Source organism: Kitasatospora sp. NPDC057965 (assembly GCF_042887135.1).
GTDB lineage: Bacteria > Actinomycetota > Actinomycetes > Streptomycetales > Streptomycetaceae > Kitasatospora.
Map to the genome: position 1 here is coordinate 1 of NZ_JBHVPZ010000049.1, position 21748 is coordinate 21748.

16 protein-coding genes are annotated in these 21748 nt (G+C 75.5%); 13 read left to right on the plus strand and 3 right to left on the minus strand.

Translation table 11 applies throughout. From position 1 onward, the window contains the following. The 7 genes from infB to ACFVVU_RS37065 form a co-directional block, all read left to right on the plus strand. Positions 1–2763: translation initiation factor IF-2 (gene infB / locus ACFVVU_RS37035; RefSeq protein WP_387794186.1), on the plus strand; the 2763-nt coding region annotated here is incomplete at its 5' end. A 134-nt stretch (positions 2764–2897) separates the two neighbouring features. After that, positions 2898–3194, plus strand: coding sequence for a DUF503 domain-containing protein (locus ACFVVU_RS37040; RefSeq protein ID WP_380686503.1), 297 nt, complete (start codon positions 2898–2900; stop codon positions 3192–3194). Positions 3195–3347: 153 nt separating this feature from the next. Then, positions 3348–3791, plus strand: a complete 444-nt coding sequence (gene rbfA / locus ACFVVU_RS37045; protein ID WP_355372127.1) for a 30S ribosome-binding factor RbfA — start codon at positions 3348–3350, stop codon at positions 3789–3791. Between the two features lie 2 nt (positions 3792–3793). Next, complete coding sequence (locus ACFVVU_RS37050) at positions 3794–4900, plus strand: bifunctional oligoribonuclease/PAP phosphatase NrnA (RefSeq protein WP_380686505.1); 1107 nt, start codon at positions 3794–3796, stop codon at positions 4898–4900. Positions 4901–4968: 68 nt separating this feature from the next. After that, complete coding sequence (truB, locus tag ACFVVU_RS37055; protein WP_380686507.1) at positions 4969–5898, plus strand: tRNA pseudouridine(55) synthase TruB; 930 nt, start codon at positions 4969–4971, stop codon at positions 5896–5898. A gap of 188 nt (positions 5899–6086) precedes the next feature. Next, positions 6087–9908: a trypsin-like peptidase domain-containing protein gene (locus ACFVVU_RS37060; RefSeq protein ID WP_387794187.1), complete on the plus strand. Its 3822-nt coding sequence runs from the start codon at positions 6087–6089 to the stop codon at positions 9906–9908. 65 nt (positions 9909–9973) lie between these two features. Further along, positions 9974–10951 carry a bifunctional riboflavin kinase/FAD synthetase gene (locus ACFVVU_RS37065; RefSeq protein ID WP_380686511.1) on the plus strand — a complete coding sequence of 326 codons (978 nt, stop codon included), beginning with the start codon at positions 9974–9976 and terminating at the stop codon, positions 10949–10951. An 82-nt stretch (positions 10952–11033) separates the two neighbouring features. Here the strand turns inward: ACFVVU_RS37065 and ACFVVU_RS37070 are convergent, their stop codons facing one another. The 3 genes from ACFVVU_RS37070 to eccE all read right to left on the minus strand — a co-directional run bounded on the left by ACFVVU_RS37070 (position 11034) and on the right by eccE (position 15624). Further along, positions 11034–13253, minus strand: a complete 2220-nt coding sequence (locus tag ACFVVU_RS37070; RefSeq protein WP_387794188.1) for a MinD/ParA family protein — start codon at positions 13251–13253, stop codon at positions 11034–11036. A gap of 182 nt (positions 13254–13435) precedes the next feature. Then, entirely contained in the window at positions 13436–14209 is a 774-nt protein-coding gene (locus tag ACFVVU_RS37075; RefSeq protein ID WP_380683046.1) for a hypothetical protein, read from the minus strand. After that, positions 14209–15624 (minus strand): type VII secretion protein EccE, encoded by a 1416-nt coding sequence (gene eccE, locus ACFVVU_RS37080; protein ID WP_387794189.1) that lies wholly within the window; start codon positions 15622–15624, stop codon positions 14209–14211. The genes ACFVVU_RS37075 and eccE overlap by 1 nt, the downstream gene beginning before the upstream one ends. A gap of 170 nt (positions 15625–15794) precedes the next feature. Between eccE and ACFVVU_RS37085 the strand changes: the two genes are divergently transcribed. From ACFVVU_RS37085 to ACFVVU_RS37110, 6 genes are all read left to right on the plus strand, one after another. After that, on the plus strand, positions 15795–17462 hold the full coding sequence (locus ACFVVU_RS37085; protein WP_387794190.1) for a type VII secretion protein EccB: 1668 nt from the start codon (positions 15795–15797) through the stop codon (positions 17460–17462). A 186-nt stretch (positions 17463–17648) separates the two neighbouring features. Next, the gene (locus tag ACFVVU_RS37090) at positions 17649–17954 is read left to right on the plus strand and encodes a WXG100 family type VII secretion target (RefSeq protein WP_355372105.1); all 306 of its coding nucleotides are present in this window, start codon (positions 17649–17651) and stop codon (positions 17952–17954) included. A gap of 77 nt (positions 17955–18031) precedes the next feature. Continuing rightward, positions 18032–18325, plus strand: a complete 294-nt coding sequence (locus ACFVVU_RS37095) for a WXG100 family type VII secretion target (protein WP_380683043.1) — start codon at positions 18032–18034, stop codon at positions 18323–18325. A 94-nt stretch (positions 18326–18419) separates the two neighbouring features. After that, positions 18420–19640 carry a type VII secretion-associated serine protease mycosin gene (gene mycP / locus ACFVVU_RS37100; protein ID WP_380683042.1) on the plus strand — a complete coding sequence of 407 codons (1221 nt, stop codon included), beginning with the start codon at positions 18420–18422 and terminating at the stop codon, positions 19638–19640. 123 nt (positions 19641–19763) lie between these two features. Then, on the plus strand, positions 19764–20306 hold the full coding sequence (locus ACFVVU_RS37105) for a SigE family RNA polymerase sigma factor (protein ID WP_380683041.1): 543 nt from the start codon (positions 19764–19766) through the stop codon (positions 20304–20306). A gap of 77 nt (positions 20307–20383) precedes the next feature. Next, positions 20384–21679 (plus strand): hypothetical protein, encoded by a 1296-nt coding sequence (locus ACFVVU_RS37110; RefSeq protein ID WP_387794191.1) that lies wholly within the window; start codon positions 20384–20386, stop codon positions 21677–21679. Positions 21680–21748 lie beyond the last annotated feature (69 nt).

The following is a 21748-nucleotide window of genomic DNA, read 5'->3' on the forward strand; positions in this document are numbered from 1 at the left end:
GCTCCGCGCCCCGCGGCGCCGGCCGCCCCCGCGGCCGAGTTCTCCTCGCCGGCCCCCGAGGCCGCCGAGACCCAGGCCCCGCGCCAGGCCCCGCAGGCCCCGCAGGCCCCGCAGGCCGCTCGTCCGGCCGGTCCCGCCGCCGGCGGCGCCCGTCCGGGCCCGCGTCCGGCCGGTCCGCGTCCGGGCAACAACCCGTTCACCTCGGGCAGTGCCACCGGTATGGCCCGCCCCGGCGACCGCCGTCAGGGCGCGCCGGGTGCCCGTCCGGGTGCTCCGGCCGGCCAGGGTGGCGAGCGTCCCCGTCCGGGTGGCGACCGTCCGCGTCCGGGTGGCCAGGGTGCTCCCGGTGGCGAGCGTCCCCGTCCGGGTGGCGACCGTCCGCGTCCGGGTGGCCAGGGTGCCCCCGGTGCCGGTGCCCCCCGTCCGGGTGGTGCCCCGCGTCCCGGTGGCGCGCCGCGTCCGGCCGCTCCGGGTGCCCCGGGTGCCGGTGCTCCGCGCCCCGACGGCATGCCGCGTCCGGCCGGCCCGCGTCCGACCCCGTCGGGCATGCCGCGTCCGAACCCGGGCATGATGCCGCAGCGTCCGGCCGGTCCGGGCCCGCGTCCCGGCCCGGGTGGCCGTGGTCCGGGTGGCCCCGGCGGTCGTCCGGGTGCTCCGGGCGGTGCGCGTCCGGGCTTCCAGGGCCGTCCGGCCGGTCCGGGCTCGCGTCCGGCCGGTGGCGGCTTCGGCGGTCCCCGTCCGGGTGGCGGTGCTCCCGGTGGCGGCGGCGGCTTCGGCGGCCCGCGTCCCGGCGGCTTCGGCGGCCGTCCCGGTGGCCCGGGTGCCCGTGGTGGCACGCAGGGTGCCTTCGGCCGTGGCCCCGGTGGCCGTCCGGCCCGTGGTCGCAAGTCGAAGCGGGCGAAGCGCCAGGAGTACGAGGCCATGCAGGCCCCGTCCGTCGGCGGTGTGATGCTGCCTCGCGGCAACGGCCAGACCGTTCGCCTGTCGAGCGGCGCCTCGCTGATGGACTTCGCGGAGAAGATCAACGCCAACCCGGCCGCGCTCGTCTCCGTCATGTTCAACCTCGGTGAGATGGTCACCGCGACGCAGTCGGTCTCCGACGCGACGCTGCAGCTGCTGGCCGACGAGATGGGCTTCCAGCTCGAGATCGTCAGCCGGGACGACGAGGACCGCGAGCTGCTGGAGTCGTTCGACATCGACTTCGGCGCCAACGAGGGCGACGAGGACCAGCTGGCCCCGCGCCCGCCGGTCGTCACCGTCATGGGTCACGTCGACCACGGTAAGACCCGCCTGCTGGACGCCATCCGCAAGTCCAACGTGGTGGCCGGCGAGGCCGGTGGCATCACCCAGCACATCGGTGCGTACCAGGTGGTCACCGAGGTGAACGGCGAGCAGCGCCCGATCACCTTCCTCGACACCCCGGGTCACGAGGCGTTCTCCGCCATGCGTGCCCGTGGTGCCAAGTCCACCGACATCGCGATCCTGGTGGTCGCGGCCAACGACGGTGTCATGCCGCAGACGGTCGAGGCGCTGAACCACGCCAAGGCCGCCGGTGTGCCGATCGTGGTCGCCGTCAACAAGATCGACGTCGAGGGCGCCGACCCGACCAAGGTCCGCGGCCAGCTGACCGAGTTCGGCCTGGTGGCCGAGGAGTACGGCGGCGACACCATGTTCGTCGACATCTCCGCGCGCCAGGGTCTGCACATCGACCAGCTGCTGGAGGCCGTGGTCCTGACCGCGGACGCCTCGCTGGACCTGCGGGCCAACCCCGAGCAGGACGCGCAGGGTATCGCCATCGAGGCCCACCTCGACAAGGGCCGCGGTGCCATGGCGACCGTCCTCGTGCAGCGCGGTACCCTCCGCGTCGGCGACTCGATCGTGGTCGGCGACGCCTACGGCCGCGTCCGCGCGATGCTGGACGAGAACGGCAACAGCCTCGCCGAGGCCGGCCCGTCCCGCCCGGTGCTGCTGCTCGGTCTGACCTCGGTGCCCCGCGCCGGCGACAGCTTCATCGTCGTCGACGAGGACCGCACCGCCCGTCAGATCGCCGAGAAGCGCTCGGCCCGCGACCGCAACGCCGCCTTCGCGCAGCGTCGGGTCCGGGTGTCCCTGGAGGACCTGGACAAGGCCATCGCCGCCGGCTCCATCGAGCAGCTCAACCTCATCATCAAGGGTGACGTCTCCGGTTCGGTCGAGGCCCTCGAGGACGCCCTCGTCAAGCTGGACGTGGGCGAGGAGGTCGAGCTCCGGGTCCTGCACCGCGGTGTGGGTGCCATCACCGAGTCCGACGTGGACCTGGCGATGGGCTCGGACGCCATCATCATCGGCTTCAACGTGCGCGCCGAAGGCCGTGCGCGTGCGGCGGCCGACAAGGAAGGCGTGGACGTCCGGTACTACTCGGTCATCTACCAGGCGATCGAGGAGATCGAGAACGCCCTCAAGGGCATGCTCAAGCCGGAGTACGAGGAGGTGCGCCTCGGCGCCGCGGAGATCCGCGAGGTCTTCCGCTCCTCCAAGTTCGGCAACATCGCCGGTGTCCTGGTCCGCGACGGCATCATCCGCCGCAACGCCAAGGCCCGCCTGCTGCGCGACGGCAAGGTCGTGGCGGAGAGCCTCACCATCGAGGGTCTGCGCCGCTTCAAGGACGACGCGACCGAGGTCCGCGAGGGCTTCGAGGCCGGTGTCACCCTGGGCTCGTTCAACGACATCAAGGTCGAGGACATCATCGAGACCTACGAGATGCGCGAGAAGCCGCGCGCGTAAGCGGGTGGCTGCCGGGGCCGGTCGACGGGTGGAATTCCCGTCGACCGGCCCCGGTCCTGCTGTGTAGGGTCCGGGGAGCGGTCCGGTTCGGGACCGCTCCCCGAGGCCTTCCAGGTCGGCTTGACCTGTCACACATGTTCGTGGGAACACTCACCTTCGACCTGCTGTTGGGCGACGTCCGCTCGCTCAAGGAGAAGCGGTCGATCGTGCGGCCCATCGTGGCCGAACTGCAGCGCAAGTACAGCGTGTGCGCTGCCGAGACCGGGAACCAGGACCTGCACCGGCGGGCCGAGATCGGCCTGGCGGTGGTGTCCGGCGAGGCCGGGTACGTCACCGAGGTCCTGGACAGCTGTGAGCGGTTGGTCGCCGGCCGCCCCGAGGTAGAGCTGCTCTCCGCCAGGAGGCGCTACCACAACGACGACGACGAATGAGAGCTGTGGAGCCGGGCGGCGTGAGTCGCCGTTCTCACACAGATCAGGACCGAGAGCGCCCACAAGGCTGGGCGCGGGCCGGTACTTTGGGGCAGGGGCCCCGACGGGCGCGCAGCACGCCCGAGTACCCGGCCCACTGCACGAGGAGGCAACGTGACCGACACCGCAAGGGCGCGCAAGCTCGCCGACCGCATCCAGGTGGTCGTCGCCCAGACCCTGGAGCGCCGGATCAAGGACCCGCGACTCGGGTTCGTGACCATCACCGACGCAAGGGTGACCGGGGACCTGCGCGAGGCCACCGTCTTCTACACCGTCTTCGGCGACGACACCGAGCGTGAGGCCACGGCCGCCGCGCTGGAGAGCGCCAAGGGCGTGCTCCGCTCCGAGGTCGGCAAGCAGACCGGGGTGCGCTTCACCCCGACGCTGACCTTCGTCGCGGACGCGCTGCCGGAGAACGCCCGGAACATCGACGACCTGCTCGACCGGGCCCGGGCCATCGACGCCGCCGTGCGGACCACCGCCGCGGGCGCGACCTACGCCGGCGACGCGGACCCGTACAAGGTTCCGGCGGCCGAGCGTGACGACGAGGACGAGTAGTCATGGCGGGTGAGCCGGCGGCGGCCGGTTCGGCGGCCGGTACCGGTTCGACCACGGGGGCGTCCTCCACCGACACGGTGGAGGGTGCCCTCGCGGTGCTTCCCGGACCGCGCTCCGAGGAGAGCGGGCGCGAGCTGGTCTGGCAGCAGGTGGTCGCGGAGATCGGGCGGGCCCGCTCGGTCGACCTGATCTGCCACATCTGCCCGGACGGCGACGCGCTCGGCTCCGCGCTGGCGGCCGGACTGGCCCTGCGCGGGCTCGGCAAGGAGGTCCGGGTCTCCTTCGGGGACGACCCGCAGATCGTCCCCGAGTCGCTGGCCTTCCTGCCCGGCCAGGAGCTGATCGTGCCGGCCGCGGCGGTGCCCGACACCCCCGAGCTGGTGCTCTGCTTCGACGTCGCGGCGGAGAGCCGGCTCGGCCTGCTGCACGACAAGGCCTTCGCCGCGCCGGTGCTGGCCGTCCTCGACCACCACGCCTCCAACCCCGGCTTCGGCACCCACCAGCTGATCGACCCGGGTGCCCCGGCCACCGCCGTCCTGGTGGACGAGCTGCTGCGCCGGCTCGGCGTCGAGCTGGACCAGGACCTGGCCACCTGCCTCTACACCGGTGTCGCCACCGACACCGGCTCGTTCAAGTACCGGGCCACCACCCCGGCGACGCACCAGCTCGCCGCGCGGCTGCTGGCCACCGGCATCCGGCACGACCTCATCGCGCGGCAGCTGTGGGACACCTCCTCCTTCGGCTACCTCAAGGTGCTGGCCGGCGCGCTCGACCGGGCCGTCTACGAGCCGCAGGCGGCGGGCGGTCTCGGCCTGGTGTGGACCTGGGTGCCGTACCAGGACCTGGTGCTGTTCAGCGTCACCGTCGAGGAGATCGAGGGCCTGATCGACATCCTGCGCCGTCCGGCCGAGGCCGAGGTGGCGCTGGTGCTCAAGCAGGACCCGGACGGCACGCTGCGCGGCTCCTCGCGCTCCAAGGGCGCGGTGGACGTCGCCGCGGCCTGCGCCGAGCTGGGCGGCGGCGGGCACGTCTTCGCGGCCGGATTCTCGGCCCGGGAGGACGTCCCCGTGGTGGTGGAGCGCTTCCGGGCCGCGCTGCGGGTTCGGTAGCCGCGCCGCGCTTTCGGTAGCTTTTGCGGTGCGGTTGATGTGTGTAGGGCTTTGACAGAGAGAACTTGATGAAGCGCAAAGGCACCGGTCCGGACGGCCTGGTCATCGTCGACAAGCCGGAGGGCATCACCTCGCACGGGGTGGTCGCCAAGCTGCGGTGGCTGGCCGGAACACGGAAGGTCGGTCACGCCGGCACCCTCGACCCGATGGCCACCGGCGTGCTGGTGATCGGCGTCGAGCGGGCCACCCGGCTGCTCGGCCACCTGATGCTCACCGCCAAGACCTACGAGGCGACCATCCGGCTCGGCCAGACCACCGTCACCGACGACCGGGAGGGGGACGTCACCTCCTCGACCCCGGCCGACGCGGTGACCCGCGAGGCGATCGACGCCGGGATCGCGGCGCTCACCGGCGCGATCATGCAGGTGCCGTCCAAGGTCAGCGCGATCAAGATCGACGGCAAGCGGTCGTACGCGCGGGTGCGCGAGGGCGAGGACTTCGAGCTGGCCGCCCGGCCGACCACCATCCACGCGTTCACCGTGCACGAGCAGCGCGCGGCGGTGGCGGAGGACGGCACGCCGGTGATCGACCTCGACGTCACCGTGGAGTGCTCCTCCGGCACCTACATCCGGGCGCTCGCCCGGGACCTCGGCGCCGGGCTCGGCGTCGGCGGTCACCTCACGGCGCTGCGGCGCACCAAGGTCGGCCCGTACGGGGTGGAGTCGGCGCGCACCCTGGAGCAGCTGGAGGCGGCGGTCACCGGCGGCTCCGGCGCGGCGCTGGAGGTGCTGCCGATCGGCGAGGCCGCGGCGGCCGCCTTCCCGCGCTGGGACCTCGACGCCGACCAGGCGAAGCAGCTCTCGCACGGCGCCCGGCTGAAGGCGCCCCGGCTGGGCGTGGACGGGCCGATCGCGGTGTTCGGGCCGGACGGCACCTTCCTGGCCCTGGTGGAGGAGAAGGGCGGCCAGGCCCGGCCGGTCGCCGTTTTTGTCGGCTGACCGCTCCGCGTAGGGGCCGCTGCCGGGGAATTTCACTCGCACGGGGGAGCGCGCGAGGTGAACGGCGGTCGTGATCGGCGCGGGCGCGGTCCGTCCGCGTGCGCGCCGGGCAGGCTCCCCGGCGGCGAGCAGGTCGCCGCGACGCGTCCACTCCCGGGCCGGCCGGCCCTGCGGGGAGGGCTGCGGGCATGCCGGGACTGCGGGGCTTCAGGGGCTTTCCGGGGGAGGACGACACCGCCGCGGCGGGCGACGCGGGCCGGTCGCTGCTGCGGATCCGCGACCGGGACGGGCGGTTGCGCGGGCTCGGCTTCGTCGTCGATCGGCAGGGCACCGTCCTCACCGCCCACGAGGCCGTCGCGGGCCTCGACGGGATCGTCCTGGACCTGCCCGGCGGGCGGACCCGGACGGTGGACCCGGCCGGTGTCCGGCCGCTGCCCGGGCACGGGCTCGCCCTGCTGCGCACCGACCCGGCCGACGGTCCGCCGGTGGCGCCGCTGCCGCTCGCCGGACCGCCGCCGGCCGGGGGCGGTGAGGTGCTGCTGGTACCCGTCCCGGTGCGGGGCGAGGGGCGCGCGGACGGGCGGACCGTGCTGCTGCGCTGCGCCGCCGCCGCGACCACCGGGGCGGTGTACCCGCAGGCGGACCACTTCCATCTGATCGGCGGCGTGCTGCTGCTCGACGTGCCCTCGGCGGCCGACGCGGCCGTCGTCCCGGCCGGTGCGCCGGTGCTGGACGCCGGCAGCGGCGCGGTGGTCGCCGTGGTCGCGCCCGGCCTGCGGGCCCCGGGGCGGTCGGGGCCGCCGACCGCCGTCCCGGTGCTCGGCGCCGGGGCGGTCGCGCCGGCGCTCGCCGAGGTGCTGGCACGCAACGCGGCCGACGTGCCCGCCTACGGGCGGGCGCTCAACCTGGCCGGGGTGCTGCGGCTGACCGCCGCCCAGGTCGCGGCGGCGGGCGCGGGTCCGGGCCGGGTGGCAGCCCTGGCGGCCGACCGGGTGGAGCGCTCCGACGAGCCGGTGTGGTGGGCCGACCTCCTGGTGACGGGGGAGGGCGGCGGCCCGGTGGGGGCCTGCGGGGGGTCGTGCGGGGCCGGGGAGGGCGCTTCGCCGCAGCCGGGCGCCGGGTCGTGGGGGGCGTTCGGGGGCGCGGAGGCCGGCGCGTCCACCGGGGGCGCCGAGCCGGGGTGCCGGGGCCGGTGCGGAGCGGCGGGGGCCGGGGTGGTGGTGGCGCTGGTGGGGGCGCCCGGATCGGGGCGGAGCACCGAGGCGGCGGCCGTGGCCGTGCGGCGCGGGGGCGGGGAGCGCCCGCAGCCCACGGTGTGGCTGCGCGGGGCCGATCTGGCGGCCGGCGACCTCTCGCTCACCGGGGCGGTGGAGCGGGCGCTCGCGTCCGCGGCGGCCGGGCTGGAGGTGCCGGCGCCCGGCGCGACGGCGGTGGCGGCCCTGTGCGCGGTGGCCGGGCGGCCGCTGCTGGTGGTGCTGGACGGGCCGGAGGAGTCGACGGTGCCGCTCGGCGCGGACTGGCTGCGGGCGTCGGCGGGGTGGCTGGCGGCGGGCGGCGCGCGGTTGCTGACCGCCTGCGGGGAGGAGGGCCGGCAGGCCCTGGAGCCCGCCGGCGGCGCGGTGCGGATGGTGGTCCGGCGACTCGGACCGCTGCCCGTCGAGGCGGCGGAGCGGGTGCGGCGGCGGTACGGACTGCCGCCGGGGTGGCCGGCCGAGCCGGACGCCCGGCACCCGCTGGCGGTCCGGCTGGCGGGGGAGCTGTGGGCGCAGGGACTGCGCGGGGAGCCGGCGCTCCGCAGCGAGCTGTTCGCGGCCCACCTCGACCTGTGCTGCCTGCGGGTGGCCCGGCGGCTCGCCGAGGACGGCCGCGTCCGCCGGCCCGGGGCCCACCGCCGGGGCGCCGTCCGGTCGGCGGCGCGGGACGCCGGGCGGGTGCGGCGGACGGCGGCGGCGGTGGCCGGGCGGGTGCACGAGGCGGCGCGGCGGATGCTCGGCGCCGGGGAGGGCGGCCTGGACCGGGCCGCGTTCGAGGAACTGTTCCCGGCGGCCGGCGGGTGGGCGACGGCCGTGCTGGCGGAGGGCCTGTTCGTACCGGCCGGGCCCGGCCACCGGTTCGCGCACGGGGAACTCGCCGACTGGCTGCAGGGCCGGCACCTGGACCTGGACGGGGCACTGCGGCTGCTGCTCGGGGAGGCGCGGGACGCACTCGCCCCGCCCGCCGGCCCCGGCCGCCCGGCCGGGGGAGAGTGGCCCGGGCCGCCGGGCGCGGGCGCCACCGTGCCGCGGCACCGGATCGGCCCGGTGGTCGCCGCGCTCCGGCGGATCGGCGAGACCTGGGGCGCGCCGGCGCTGGACCCGTGGCTGCACCGGCTCTGGCGGGCGGTGGACCTGAACCCGCCGGGCGGCGAACCCTGCTGGTGGGCCGGGGCCCTGCTCGCCGCGGGTCTGGCGGCCAGTCCCGACCTCGGCGAACACCGGGCGCTGCTGGAGCAGTTGGCCGACCGGATCGCCGAACGGGCCGCCGCCGCGGGCGGGTTCGAGCGGCTGCCGGTGCCGGGACTGGGCGGGTACGGCCCGGCGTTCTGGGCCGGGCTCGGCCTTCCGGTGGAGCGCGAACTGGACCTGTACCGGCGCCTGGTGGCCGCCGACGGGCCGGACCGGCCGTTCCTCGCCGCGGTGGCCGCCCGGCTGCGGGCCGATCCGGCGGGCGTGCTGCCGCTGCTGTGCGCCTGGTTCGACGATCCGCGCGGCCTGCCCGGCCGCCCCGGGGTCACCGTCGCCGACCTCGCGCACGACCTGCTGTTCGCGCACCGGGCGCTGGCGCTGGACGAGTTGACCGAGGCGCTGGCCGTGGCAGCGCACCCGCGGGCGGACGCGCTGCTGGCCGTGCTGGCCGTCGAGGAGCCCTCGGCGCTCTGCCGGGCGGTGGACCGCTGGAGCCACGATCCCCGCCCCGAGCGGCACGTCGCCGCCGCGGTGCACGCGCTGCGCACGGCCCCCTACGCGCGCGGCGCCGGGCCCGAACTGCTGCGCTTCACCGCGCTGGCCCTGCTGGCCAGGGAGGACGAGCCGGCCCTGCACGGCGCCGCGCTGGCCCTGCTGCTGCGGGACGAGCGGAGCCGGGCCGGGCACCTTCCGGCGGCGCTGGCCGCGTACCGGCGCGGCGAGGACCGGTTCCTGACCGCGCGCTCGCTGGCCCCGGCGCTGGAGAGCCACCCGGAGCCGGTGCTCGCGGCTCTGGCGGACCGGCTGGGCGGGCCGGCCGGCGCGGACCCGGCCGGTGCGCCGGTGGCCGCCACGCTGCGGGTGCTGGCCGACGCCCGGGCGCCGTCCGCCGCCCGGCGCGGCGCCGAACTGGCGGCCCGGCTGCTGCGTGAGCGGCCGGCCCTGGCCGGGCCGGTCGCCGTCGACTACCTGGGCCGCCGGCTGGCGCACGGGGCGGTGCAGGGGGCGGTGGCCCGGCTGGAGCTGCGAATGCTGCTGAGCAGCGCCCTGGCGGCCCGCGCGGTGGCCGTGCGGCGGCCGTTCGCCGAGGTGCTGTCCCGTCCGGTGCCCGATCCGGTGGCGGACGCCCTGCGCTGCGAGCTGCTGGACACCCTGCTGGCCACCGAGGCGGACCCGGAGGTGCTGGCCGCCGCCGTCGCCGGGCTGGCCGAGCACTGCGCGGCGGAGCGGCCGGCCCGGGCCCGCGCGGTGCTGGTGCGGGCGGCGGCCGGGCTGCCGGATGCGGACGGGCTGCTGGTGCGCTGCGCCGGCCGGTCGGCGGCGTTCGCCGCGCTGCTGGCGCGCTGGCCGTCGGACGAGCGCCCGGCCCGCCCGGTGGGGCCCGGTCTCGACCGGCTGCGGGCCTTGGTGGCGGCCGGACGGGACCCGCAGTACGCGGCGGCGGAGGCCGAGCGCACAGGCGGCTCCGGGGCGTCCCGGACGCCCGCCGCCGGGCCCCGGCACCCGGCGGTGCGCCCAACCTGCCTTCCGGTGCCGAACTCGGGACAGGCGCATGGCACGCTATAGGGGTTCGGGTTTTGAGCGTTTGAGCGTACGGACGGTACGCGCCGTAGGGAACAAGGAGCGGTCAGGTGCAGCGCTGGCGTGGCCTGGAGGAGATCCCCGATGACTGGGGACGCAGCGTCGTCACCATCGGCTCGTTCGACGGAGTGCACCGCGGACACCAGCTGATCATCAACCGGGTGGTCGAGCGCGCCCGCGAGCGGGGCGTCCGCTCGGTCGTGGTCACCTTCGACCCGCACCCGAGCGAGGTGGTCCGCCCCGGCAGCCACCCGCCGCTGCTCGCCCCGCAGCCGCGCCGGGCGGAGCTGATCGAGGAGCTGGGGGTGGACGCGGTGCTGGTGCTGCCGTTCACCACCGAGTTCTCCAAGGAGTCGCCGGAGGAGTTCTTCCGGCAGGTGCTGGTGGACGCGCTGGACGCCTGCCTGGTCGTCGAGGGGCCGAACTTCCGCTTCGGCCACCGGGCGGCGGGCGACGTCGCGCTGCTGGCCGAGCTGGGCCGGGCCGCGGACTGCGGCGTCGAGGTGGTCGACCTCCAGGTGCGCGGCGCGGCGGGGGACGGCGAGCCGTTCTCCTCGACGCTGACCCGCCGGCTGGTCGGGTCCGGCGACGTGGCCGGGGCGGCCGAGGTGCTGGGCCGCCCGCACCGGGTGGAGGGCGTGGTGGTGCGCGGCGCGCAGCGCGGCCGTGAGCTGGGCTACCCGACCGCCAACGTGGAGACCGTGCCGCACAGCGCGATCCCGGCCGACGGCGTGTACGCGGGCTGGCTGATCGCCGGGCGGGACGGGACCCTCCTGCCCGAGGGCGGGCAAGGGGGGAGGATGCCGGCCGCGATCTCGGTGGGCACCAACCCGACCTTCGACGGCACCACCCGCACCGTCGAGGCGTACGCCATCGACCGGGTCGGCCTGGACCTCTACGGGATGCACGTGGCGGTGGAGTTCCTGGTCTACCTGCGCGGGATGGAGAAGTTCGACTCCATCGAGGCGCTGCTGGAGCGGATGGCCGACGACGTGAAGCGTGCCCGCGAACTGACCGACGCGGGCTGACCGACGCCTGCCGCGTGTGACGGCACGAGGGCCCGCCGACCGGGGAGGTCGGCGGGCCCTCGACGTTCGCTCCGGCGGGCTGCTACTGGTGCTGCGGCGGGGCGGGCGGCGGGTAACCGTAGCCGGGCGGCGGCTGCTGGTTGTCCTCGGGCTGGGCGTAGCCGTAGCCGGGGGCCGGCGGGGCGGGCGGCTGCTGCCACTCCGGGACGGGGGCCGGGGCGGGGCCCGGAGCCGGGGCCGCGGCGCCGGGCGGGGCGGGCTGCGGCGGGTAGCCGTACCCGGCCGGGGGCGGCGGGATCTGCCCGGGCTGCTGCGCCCAGGGCGCGCCCGGCGCGGGCTGGACGCCCGGCTGGCCGGGCTGGTGCGGGTAGCCGTACGGGGACGGCTGGCCGTACGGCGGCTGGGCCTGCGGGCCGGGCTGGGGCTGCGGGTAGCCGGGCCCCGGGGGCTGCTGCTGGGCCGGCTGCTGCTGGGGCTGCTGCCAGCTCACCTGCTGGGCGGCGGCCTGCTGGGCCCGGACGATGTCCTCGCCGACCAGGGTGGCCAGGTCGAAGTACGCCTCGCGGACCTTGGGCCGCATCATGTCGAGGTTGACCTCGGCGCCGGCCGCCAGGCTCTCGTCGAAGGGCACCACGACCACGCCCCGGCAGCGGGTCCGGAAGTGCGCGACGATGTCCTCGACCTTGATCATCTTGGCCGTCTCGCGGACCCCGGAGACCACCGTGATGGAGCGCTGCACCAGGTCGGCGTAGCCGTGCGCGGAGAGCCAGTCCAGCGTGGTGGAGGCGGACGAGGCGCCGTCCACGCTGGGCGTGGAGACGATGATCAGCTGGTCGGCGAGGTCCAGCACCCCGCGCATCGCGCTGTACAGCAGACCGGTGCCGGAGTCGGTCAGGATGATCGGGTACTGGCGGCCCAGCACGTCGATGACCTGGCGGTAGTCCGAGTCGTTGAAGGTGGTCGACACGGCCGGGTCGACGTCGTTCGCCAGGATCTCCAGGCCCGAGTGCAGGTCCTGCGAGGTGAACTGACGGATGTCCATGTAGCTGCGCAGGTGCGGGATGGCCGTCACCAGGTCGCGGATGGTGGCGCCGGTCTGCCGCTTGACCCGGCGGCCGAGGGTGCCGGCGTCCGGGTTGGCGTCGATCGCGATCACCTTGTCCTGGCGCTCGCTGGCCAGCGTCGCGCCGAGGGCGGTGGTGGTCGTGGTCTTGCCGACGCCGCCCTTGAGGCTGATCACCGCGATCCGGTAGCAGCTGAGCACCGGGGTGCGGATGATCTCCAGCTTCCGGGCCTTCTCCGCGGCGGCCGCCTTGCCGCCGAACTGGAAGCGCGGCTGCTGGCGCTGCTGCTTCGGCTGGCTGCGCAGCAGCCGGTCCGAGGACAGCTCGACGGCGGCGGTGTAGCCGAGCGGCGCGCCGTGCGCGGTCTGCTGCGGGGCGCCGGCCTGCTGGAACGCGGCGGGAGCGGCCGGCGGCCGGCCCCACTGCGGGGCGCCGGGCTGCGGCTGCGCGGGCTGCTGGTAGACGTTGGGCTGCGGCCAGCCGCCCGCGCGCGGGTCGGCGGGGGCGGGCGGCGCGGCCTGGTCCGGCAGCGGCTGTCCGGGCAGGGGCTGGCCGGGCAACGGCTGGGGCTGGGCCTGCTGGGCCTGCTGCGCCGCAGCCCAGGCGGCCTGGTCCTGCGGGTAGGGCTGCGGCTGGCCGGGCGCCGCCGGGTAGGGCTGGGGGTACGGCTGGGCGGGGCCGGGTTGCACGGGCGCCGCCGGATCGGCGGGCGGCCAGCCGTAACCCGCCGCCGGTCCGGGAGCCGGTGCCGGAGCAGGCGCGGGGACGGGGACGGAAGCGGGGACCGGCGCGGGCGGCGCCGCGACCGGCTCCGGGGCCGCATGTGCGACCGGGGCGGCCGGAGGTACGGCGGACACCTCGACCGGCGCGGGCGCGGGCGCGGGCGCAGGCACGGGCGCGGGTGCGGCGACCTCGACCGGCTGCGGCTGGACCGGCGGCTGCGGCACGGCCGGCGCGGTCGGCTGGACCTGTAGCTGCGGCTGCGGCTGGGCCGGAACCACCGGCGGCGCAGCGGCCTGCACGGGTACCGGCGCGGGCGCGGCCGTCGGAGCGGGCGCCCCACCCGGAGGCGGCGTCACCTGGCCACTCGGCGCGGCCGCTCCCGCCCCCGGCGCCGGAGCGACCGCGTCCGTCTGCACGTACCAGGACGGGGGAGTGTAGTCGGGCGCGTCGGACCAGTCGTCGTCGTCCTCCGCCGCGTTGTCGCCGACGTAGACGCCGTCCCGATCGCTGCTCACCTAGGCTCCCTCGTGTTCGCCGCCGCACGTTCGCGGTGCCGTTGCCGTATCACAGCCTAGGCCGTGAGCCACCCCCGGCTGAAGGCGGTGCCGCATCTCCGGACGGCTCCCGGACGGCTCGCACACGGGCTGCGGATGGGCCGCGCACGGCTCGCGAACGGCCCGCCAACACGCCCCGCGCGTCAGTCGAGGCGGCGCGGACCGCCCAGGATCCGGTGTTCCGCCTGGCCGGCCACGATCCGCACGTACTGACGGTTCATCCGGGTCGTCCACAGTGTCAGGTCGTCCGGCAGGGACGGCAGCGCGGCCACCTCGCCCGCGCCGAGCGAGAGCACCCGGCCGATCAGCTCGGCCTCCTCCGGCATCACGCGCTGCACCCCGACCAGGTCGGCCGAGTTGAGCACCCGGGCGGCGTTCGGCCCCAGGTGCGGCACCAGTGTCAGCACCGTCTGCCAGGGAGCGGCGGAGAGCCGGCTGCGCGGCGGACGGGCGCCGAGGTCGCGCACCACGAGCACCGGCGAGGTGACCGAGGCGCCCTGCGGGCCGAGCCGGCCGGGCTGGTGGACCGTCACGCACGGCTGCCCGCCGCCCGCGGCCTGCGCCATCGGCCCCCACAGGTGGGCACGGGCGGTCTCGACGGCGATCCGCGCGCCGGTGGCGGCCGCCCGCAGCGCGATCACCTGCGCCGTCCACAGGCCGCCGACCAGTACCAGCTCATGGGCGCTCGGCCGGAACAGGCCGAGTACGGCGGGGCGCGACTGGTGCACGTCCTCGCCGATCAGCACACCGTCGTCGCCGACCGGGAAGGAGAGCGAAGCCAGCTCCGCGACGGTCAGCACGTGCTTCTCCCGGCGCGGTCCGCGCAGTCCGAAGCCGGGCAGCAGCCGGGGCCGGAGCCGCGGCTGCGACGCGGTGCCGCTCTGCGCACCGGCGGTTGAGTGGGTCTGGTACGCCATCAGGAAGCACCTCCCAGCGGCAGCGTGGCGAGGACGCCCGGGGCCTGCTCCAGGTCGAGCCGGGTCAGGCCGAGCCCGGTGCTCTGGGCCCGCGCCTCCACCTGCCGGCCGAGGTCGACGGCCTCGCTCTCGCTGCGCCCGGTCACCCGGACGTGGCCGCTGAGGGCCACCGAGCCGCCGGTGCCGTGACCGGCCGTCAGGCTGAAGGTGCTGGCCAGCGCGGGCGCGCCGGTGACCAGGTTGACCAGGTCCGGGACGGCGATCCGGCCGGGGGCGCCGCCGGGGCGGCCGAGCTGCGGCCAGCGGGAGATCCAGTAGGTGCTGTGCCAGCGGTCGTCGACCCGCCAGAACCGGTTGGTCTCCTGGGTGCGCCGCCCGCTGCCGCCGCCGCTGCCGGTGCCCTGGCGGCCCGCCGTGGCCAGCGGGTTGACGCAGCTGGAGATGGCGAGGGCGGCGGTCAGCTCGCGCTCGTCGAGCACGGTGACGTTGAATCCGGCGCTGTTGAGCCGTCCGGCGAGCTGGTCGGTGACCCGCTGGAGCGCCTTGCGGGCGCCCTGCTCGCCGCCGCCGCGGGCGCGCACCGCGGTGGCCGCCCGTTCCGGGTCGAGCTTGAGCGCCACCCAGGTGAGCCGCAGCGCGGGGGTGGCGGTGCCGTCCGCGAGCTCCCGGTAGGCGCGGGCGGCCAGCGACTGCTCGGGCAGGTGCGGCGCGGGCGCGGGCTGGGTGTGCTGGACGAGCTGGACCGACTCCAGGGTGATGTCGTCCACCCGCAGCGCCGAGCAGAGCACGTCCAGCGGCAGCGGCCGGGCGGTGCGCGCCGGCCGCAGCGGCAGGTCCTTGGCCTGGACGAGCAGGACGGCGCTGAGGAAGGTGCCGTCGCCGACCATGCCGGTCTCCCGGCGCACCGGCCGGCCGCCGAAGTCGGCCTCGGTGGCGTGGGTGCAGGTGCGCAGGGCCGGTTCGAGTTCCAGGGCAGGGGCCAGCGCCGGGTCGGTGCCGGGCGGCGGGACGTGCGCCCGGGCGCGCTTGCGGCGGGCCCGGAGCGCGGCGCGCACCCGCAGCGCCTCGGGGAGGGTGCGTCCGCGCAGCGGCACCAGCGCGAGCACGACCAGCACCAGGCCGACGGCGCCGAAGCCCGCGGCGACCGGTCGGCTGATCGTCCAGCCGACGGCGACCAGCGCCAGCGCGACCTCGACCAGGACGAGCTGTTGGAGCCTCAGCCGCCCGCCGAGCAGCCCGGGCCGGGGGTGGACGCGGACCGCGACGGGGCCGTCGGCGCCGCCGGAACGGGCCGGGCGCGGCGCGCGCTCCGGGGCGGGGGAGCCGCCGTTGTCGGCCCGGCCGCGTCGTTCGGAGCGGCGTGAACCGCTGCCCCGTGCCGTGCTCCGGCGCCCTGGAGCGGTCTGGCTTGGCATCCCCCGAGTGCCCCTCTCTGGTTCGGTTGTCGCGGCCCGGCTGGCCGGTGCGTGAACCGTACCCGTACCGTACTCACCGTCTGCTGCCGCATCGTAGAGGGTTCGAGCGCGTTCTCGCCCGGGGGGTGCGGGACACGGGGCAGGACGGTTCGACAGGGGAGACGACGAGGATGGCATCGCGCCGGGACGAGCTGAACGCCTACACCTTCGCCCGCAAGCGCACGGTCGCGGCCTTTCTGCTGCCCGGCGGCGGAGGCAGCGACGAGGACGCCCCGCGGCCGGTCAAGGCGGTGCTGCCGAGCGTGATAGCAGGCGCGCTGGTGGTCGGCGGCTTCGGTCTCTGGGGGGTGTTCAAGCCGAGCGCGCCGGTGGGCTGGGACGAGGGCAAGTTCATCGTCCAGGGCAAGCAGAGCACCACCCGGTACGTGGTGCTGACCGACCCGGACGGGAAGACCAAGCGGCTGCACCAGGTGCTGAACATGGCCTCGGCGCGGCTGGTGCTGCCGGTGGACTCCAAGGTCGTGGTGGTCGACGACGGCGTGCTCGACCGCTACCCCAACCACGGCCCGACGATCGGCATCCCGTACGCGCCGGACAAGCTGCCGAGCAAGGAGAACGCGAGCCGCCCGATGAAGTGGTCGGTCTGCGACCGCCCGGGCGACGAGCAGGGGAGCACCGTCGACCAGGCGGTGTTCGTGGCGGGCGGCGCGGACGCGGAGGCGCTGGGCGCCGAGGACCGGCAGCTGGACGTCGGACAGACGCTGCTGGTGCAGCTGGCGGACGACCCCCAGGTCACCGCCTCCGGTCAGGCGGCGGGCCAGGGCAGGTTGAAGGTGTACCTGGTGGACGACAAGGGCCGCCGGCACGCGATCGGTGGGCCGGAGGACTCGGACGCCACCCGCAACCAGCTGATGGGCGCGGTCTTCGGGCCGACCGCCGTCCCGCAGAAGGTGAAGAAGGACTGGCTGGAGACCCTGGCGCCGGGCAGCGACATCGTCTTCCCGAAGATCGACGGGCTGGTGCCGGACACCAGGACCGCCAACTCCTCGGTGCAGCTGCAGAACCCGGAGGACCGCAAGGTCGGCCGGCTGGTCCGGTTCGGCGACAAGCACTACGTGGTGGGCAAGACCCAGTTGCTGCTGATCAGTCAGTTCCAGGCGGAACTCATCCGGCAGAACCCGCAGTTGCAGCCGCTGTACAACCAGGACGCCAACAAGAGCCCGCGGGTCGACGACCTGACCCCGGCCGAGCACGCCGTCGTCAACAGCAATGTGCCGCTGATGGCGGAGGGCGCCGCCGACTGGCCCGTCAGGACGGGCGCACCGGCCAACAACTGGCAGGCGCCGAAGGACGCGCGCCGGGTGGTGTGCAGCACGTTCGAGGGAGTGGCGGAGGACGGCCGGACCCCGCGGCGCAGCGTCTGGGCCGGCCCCGACTACCCGGTGCGCTACAGCAACGGCGCGGCCACCGCGCACGTGACGCCGGGTCACGGCCTGTTCTACCGCGCGCTGGACAACTCCGCCGAGGGCTCCGGCACCGACTTCCTCATCACCGAGACCGGGCTGCGCTACGCGGTGCCGGCCAGCAGCGAGGGCGGCAAGGGCGGCCAGACCACCGCGCCGGCCCAGCCGGCCGGTCAGGGCGCCGCGCCCAAGACCCCCTCCGCGCAGCCCGCGACGCCGTCCGGCCCGCCGCAGCCCGAGGAGGCGGGCGGAAACCAGGCCCGGCTCGGCTACCAGGGCCTGCAGCCCGCGCTGGTGCCCCAGCAGTGGTCGAACCTGGTGCCGGCCGGTCCGGCGCTCAACGCGAAGACCGCGGCGCAGCAGCAGAACGCCTGAGCGGCCTCGGTCCGCGCGGCGCACAGGAATTGGCCACGATGTCATGGCTTGGTAACTGGCTGTCGCCCGGTGTTGGGTGAGCTGCGTGTGCCGACTACAGTGCTGCAGGACATCACACCGGTGATGCCCGGGGGCTCGCAGAACGTCCCCCGGCCACGAGGTCTGTCTCATGGGGGACGGTAGAGCATGGGTCAGTTCAAGACGACCGCTCAGGAGATGCTGGCGTTCGCCAAGCACATGGACGAGGTCATCGGCAAGATCAACACCGAGATCAACGGCCTCAACAACCTGGTGGGTTCCATCACCAGTGGTTGGCAGGGCCAGGCCGCGACGGCTTACACCAACCTCCAGGGCCAGTTCAACACGGACGCCCAGGAGCTCAACAAGTCGCTGCGCGCCATCAAGGACGCGATCGAGATCACGACCCAGAAGTACTCGCAGGCCGACGCCGACCAGCAGGCGATCTTCGGATCCGCCGCCGCCGGCGCCTGATCCGCGGCTCCGTCCGTTCACCCCGCGACGCGCACCCCGGGTGACGGGGTGCCGCGCAGCCTCGACTAGGAGACATCGTGGCCGACCACATTCTCGTCAACTTCGAGACCATCAAGAGCGCCAGCGCCGAGGTCCGTCGCACCGCGCAGACCATCCAGCACCAGCTGGAGGAGCTGAAGGGCGGCGTCACCAAGATCGCCGCGAGCTGGGAGGGCGCCGCCCAGCAGGGCTACCAGGCCCACCAGGCCAAGTGGGACCAGCGCGCCGCGCACCTGCAGCAGGTGCTGGAGCAGATCGCCAAGTCGCTGGACAGCGCGGCCACCAGCTACCACAACACCGAGAACCGCAACGCCACCCTCTGGACCGGCTGACGGCTCACCACGCCGAAGGGCGGGTGCCCCCTCGCGGGCGCCCGCCTTTGGCACGCGGGCGCGCAACCAGGTCGACGACAAGAGGGGTGGCAGGGTGCCGGTGGTCAGGTACCGGACGGCGGCCGCGGCGGCGGCCGTCCTCGCACTGCTGGGCGGCCCGCTGACGGCGCCGGCGGCAGCGGACGGACCGGGCATCTCGGCCGCGGGGGAGTGCGGCAAGAACGCCCAGAACGTGCAGGCCGTGCCGTGGTCGCTGCAGCGGATGGTGCTGGACGAGCTCTGGCAGGGCGGTGCGGTCACCGGCGCCGGGGTGCTGGTCGCGGTCATCGACACCGGGGTGGACGACCAGAACCCGCAGCTCGCCGACAAGGTGGTCGACGGCGGCTCGCTGCTCAAGGACAAGGAGGGCAAGCGGGTCGAGGGCGGCGGGAAGGACGACCTGGTCGGCCACGGCACCAAGGTGGCCGGCATCATCGCGGCCGCCCGCAGCGAGCAGACCGGGTTCGTCGGCATCGCCCCGGGCGCGGCCATCCTGTCGATCCGGCAGAACGACGCCGAGGGCAACGGGGACGTGCACTCGCTGGTCGAGGCCATCAACTCGGCCGTCCAGCAGGGTGCCAGGGTCATCAACATCTCGCAGGACGTGCGCGGCGCGGGAGACACCCGGTTCGTCGGCTACGACGAGCTGAAGGCCGCGATCGACAACGCGGAGAACCGCGGTGTGGTGGTGGTCGCCTCCTCCGGCAACGACGGCAAGAAGGGCGACACCTACCCGGCGGCGTTCCGCACGGTGCTCGCGGTCGGCGCGTCCGACCGCAACAACGAGCGCACCTACTTCTCCCAGTACGGCGACTTCGTGGACGTCGCGGCCCCCGGGGTCGACATGCTCTCCACCGTCCCGCGCGGCGGGCAGTGCGTGGACAACGGCACCAGCTTCGCCGCGCCCTACGTGGCCGGGCTGGCGGCGCTGCTGGTCGGCGCGCACAAGGACTGGCGGCCCAGCCAGGTGCGGGCCTGGATCGAGCAGACCGCGCAGCGCACCGACCACAAGGCGAACGAGTACATCGGCTGGGGCGTGGTCGACCCGGTGAAGGCGGTGACCACCGCGCCCGCCGCACCGGCCGAGCACCCGGTGGAGGACCCGCCGGTCCGGCTGGCCTCCGCCCCGATCGTGCCGCGCCCGCTCGGCCTCGGCGAGACCCAGGCCGACCGCGACGGGCGCACCGCCACCTACGTCCTGGGCATCGGCGCGCTGCTGGTCGCGCTGCTGATCGGCGGCGGCGTGGTGCTGCGCGACCACCGCCGGCGGAGCTAGCCGGCTCCCGGCCGGCCACCGCCCGGCCGGCGTCGGAAAGAACTTCGTGCCCGCTTGTAACATCCCGCCCGACCCACCGCATCGAACAAGTGTCGACAGCGGTGAACAGGGAGGACGTGGGGGATGGGGCGGGCCGGGGCCGGACGCAGGTCGAAGGACGCGGAGTTCCTGGAACTCGTCTCGGGGCACACCGGACGGCTGTACCGCTCCGCCTGTCTGCTGACCGGCGGGGACACCCACCAGGCCGAGGACCTCGTCCAGGAGGCCCTCAGCCGGATGTACGTGCTGTGGCGCCGCAGGGCCTGGACCGGCGGGCGCCACCGGATCGACAACCCCGGTGCCTACGCGCACACCGTGATGGTGCGCGTGTTCCTCGCCCAGAAGCGCCGTCGTTCCAGCGACGAGCGCCCCACCGACCAGCTGCCCGAGTCCGCGGGCCGGGAGGCGGACGGGGCGCTGCGGCTCACCCTGCTCGACGCGCTCGGCCGGCTGTCCGCGAAGGACCGGGCCGTGCTGGTGCTGCGCTACTGGGAGGACCGCAGCGTCGAGGAGACCGCGGAGGTGCTGCGGCTGTCCTCCGGCGCGGTCCGCACCCGGACCTCCCGGGCGCTGGCGCGCCTGCGCGGGCAGCTCGGCGACTCGCTGGCCGAACTCGCCGCCCGCTGACGGTACGAACCGACACCTCCTGCGGGGGTCCGCCACCGGCCCCTGCTCCGTGACCGAAGGAAGAGCGGTGATCACGCATGTCCGCACCCGACAGCTTCGAGGATGATCTGCTCCACGCCATGACCCGCACCGGCGAGGGATTCTCCCCGCAGGGCCCGGCCGGACTGGCGGGCGGCGGGCTGGAGCGCGGCCGCCGCCGCTGGCGCCGCCGGTCGGCCGCCGCCGTGGTGGGCGGCGCGGCGGCGCTGGCCCTGGTGGGCACCGGAGCCTTCTACCTCACCGACGGTTCCCCCTCCGCCCTCCGGCTGACCCCGGCGGGCACCGGGCCGACCCCGGCCGCGGGCTCCGCCTCGCTGACGCCCGGATCCTCGCCGACCGCCTCCGCCTCCGCCTCCGCCCCCGCCACCCCCTCCGCCGCCGCGGTCGGCGGGGAGGAGGTGCTCGCCATGTTCCGTGCACTGCTGCCCCAGGGGCAGATCAGCAACGCCGAGGGGGCCGGCGCCGACAGCAACGGCGGGCCGGGCACCGGGATGGCCGGCGCGAGTCTGGTCTTCGACGAGGGCAAGGGCAAGTCCTGGATGACGATCTCGTTCTCCAGGGTCGGCCAGGACGACCCGAGCCGGACGGACAACGACTGCCCCGACAAGAAGATCATCGCCTTCGACGCCTGCACCGCGACCGCGCTGCCGGACGGTGGCCGGCTGACCGTGTTCCAGGGCTACGAGTACCCGGACCGCCGGGTCGACACCAAGTGGTGGAACGCCAAGCTGACCGGCAAGGACGGCCGGCGGATCGAGCTGAGCGAGTGGAACTCCCCGGCGGAGAAGGGCAAGCCGGTCTCCCGGGCCACCCCGCCGCTGACGCCTGAGCAGCTCAGCGCGATCGTCACCGACAAGTCCTGGGACCGGGTGATCGCCGCCCTGCCGGAGCCGGTGCCGGAGTCGCCGCACCGCCGCAGCGAGCCCTACACCAAGGAGGAGATCCTCGCGACCGCCGCGAAACTGCTCCCGACGGGTCTCAAGCAGACCGAGACCGGCGGCAGCGAGGGCTACGCGAACTTCGTGGTGAACGACGGCAAGGGCAAGTCCATGGTGGAGCTCAACGTGGACGACTGGAGCAACCCCATGAACACCGAGCCGTTCGGCGGCACGGAGACGATGCCCGACGGGACCCAGGTGAAGGTCCGCAAGGTGCCGGGCAACCCGGCGCGGTGGACGGTCGACGCCCTGCACCCGGACGGCCTGCGGGTGGCGGTCGGCGCCTACAACAGCGGCGGCCCGAACGCCGCCGGTGCCCGGACCGCCCCGGCGCTGACCGTCGACCAGATGAAGGCGATCGCGACCAGCCCGGAGTGGAAGCTCAAGAAGAAGTAGCCCCCGGACGCGGCGGTGCCCCGGGCCAGGGGGAGCCCGGGGCACTGCCATGTGGGGGAGGGGTGGGGT

Coding starts and splice junctions, on each gene's coding strand:
- ACFVVU_RS37040 (WP_380686503.1), top strand. CDS start 2,898: ATGTTCGTGGGAACACTCACCTTCGACCTGCTGTTGGGCGACGTCCGC.
- ACFVVU_RS37050 (WP_380686505.1), top strand. CDS start 3,794: ATGGCGGGTGAGCCGGCGGCGGCCGGTTCGGCGGCCGGTACCGGTTCG.
- truB (WP_380686507.1), top strand. CDS start 4,969: ATGAAGCGCAAAGGCACCGGTCCGGACGGCCTGGTCATCGTCGACAAG.
- ACFVVU_RS37060 (WP_387794187.1), top strand. CDS start 6,087: ATGCCGGGACTGCGGGGCTTCAGGGGCTTTCCGGGGGAGGACGACACC.
- ACFVVU_RS37075 (WP_380683046.1), bottom strand. CDS start 14,209: ATGGCGTACCAGACCCACTCAACCGCCGGTGCGCAGAGCGGCACCGCG.
- eccE (WP_387794189.1), bottom strand. CDS start 15,624: ATGCCAAGCCAGACCGCTCCAGGGCGCCGGAGCACGGCACGGGGCAGC.
- ACFVVU_RS37085 (WP_387794190.1), top strand. CDS start 15,795: ATGGCATCGCGCCGGGACGAGCTGAACGCCTACACCTTCGCCCGCAAG.
- ACFVVU_RS37090 (WP_355372105.1), top strand. CDS start 17,649: ATGGGTCAGTTCAAGACGACCGCTCAGGAGATGCTGGCGTTCGCCAAG.
- ACFVVU_RS37105 (WP_380683041.1), top strand. CDS start 19,764: ATGGGGCGGGCCGGGGCCGGACGCAGGTCGAAGGACGCGGAGTTCCTG.
- ACFVVU_RS37110 (WP_387794191.1), top strand. CDS start 20,384: ATGTCCGCACCCGACAGCTTCGAGGATGATCTGCTCCACGCCATGACC.